Origin of the sequence: Enterococcus sp. 5B3_DIV0040 (assembly GCF_002140755.1) — a bacterium.
GTDB classification, from domain to species: Bacteria; Bacillota; Bacilli; order Lactobacillales; family Enterococcaceae; genus Enterococcus_D; species Enterococcus_D casseliflavus.
Genome location: NZ_NGLC01000001.1, coordinates 926,717 through 927,914, shown reverse-complemented (window position 1 = coordinate 927,914; position 1,198 = coordinate 926,717). Strand labels below are relative to the sequence as shown.

At 31.5% G+C, this 1,198-nt stretch carries 1 protein-coding gene; it reads right to left on the bottom strand.

Going from position 1 to position 1,198, the window contains the following annotated elements; translation table 11 throughout:
* Window positions 1-466 precede the first annotated feature (466 nt).
* A partial coding sequence (locus tag A5883_RS04530) for a glycosyltransferase (RefSeq protein WP_217809234.1) occupies window positions 467-1,198 on the bottom strand: 732 nt, incomplete at its 5' end.

Below are 1,198 nucleotides of genomic sequence, written 5' to 3'. Positions count from 1 at the left end.
GTAGGGAGCATTAGTATAGCTACGAACATACATACTTTTAGTAATTTTATAAGTACTTTTTTCATAATACCTCCTTGAATAATTAAAACTAAATTTGATAATCCTATTAGATGCTTACTTTTTAAATTGTACCATAAAACAAATCAAGGCTATAGATTCTAAATAATTTATTTTATATAAATTCATCTGCAATCTATGACTGTCTGGGATTTTATTTCTAAATTCCTTTCAAATTGGTAATTTAATGAACACTCTTTCAAACAACTCTACATAAAAAAAACCCTGTCTCTTATACACATCTAGATGTGTATAAGAGACAGCTTTCAAACAACTCTACATAAAAAAAACCTAAGACAGAAAAACTCTATTCTGTCTCAGGTTAAATTCAGTAGTTATACATACCATACTACTTAGTATATGCTGTTACATAGTTAGTTATACCAATCAGTGATTTATGAGTGTTATTCTATTCAATCAATGCATAGAAGCGATTTAATGCGTCTTGATTGTATTGATCCACATTTAATGATGAAGGAATTTTTTCTCCAGCCAAATAGCGATTCATACCGCCCACTAGCCCCTCAACACTATTGTCCACTATCATTCCATTTTGATCTTCCAAAACAGAAATATTTCCTGGAATATCCGTTGCAACAACTGGAATTTGAAGTGCTAGACATTCTAGCAAAGTCATTGGTTGTCCTTCGTGATTTGAAGGAAAGACGAATAAATCACACTTATCTAGTATCTCCATTGCATGTACGGTTTGCCCTACAAAAATAACATTTTTTTCTAAGCCCAATACATATGCTGTGGTCTTAAGTTTTTTCTCTTCTTTTCCAGAACCAATAATATAAAGCTGGTGCTGATCATTTGATTGCATCATAATTTCTTTAAAAGCAAACAATAGTTTTTCTTGATCTTTTTCAGGAGATAACCGACCAATTGTCACAAAGTTTTTGGCATTCTTAGTAGGAGCAGTCACTCCTACTAACATATTTCTTCCAAACTCACTAGCTTCTTCAATAATTAACTTTTCTTCCCCTAGAACCTCTTTGATTGATAGTTGGGGATTATTTCGATGATTGAAAAGGTATTCCTTATCCAATAAATTTGGAACATAAACAAATTTGTCATTTGAAACAAATTTCGAAAGATTTTTTTTGTTCTGTTCCATTGTAAGTTTACCAACGGATGC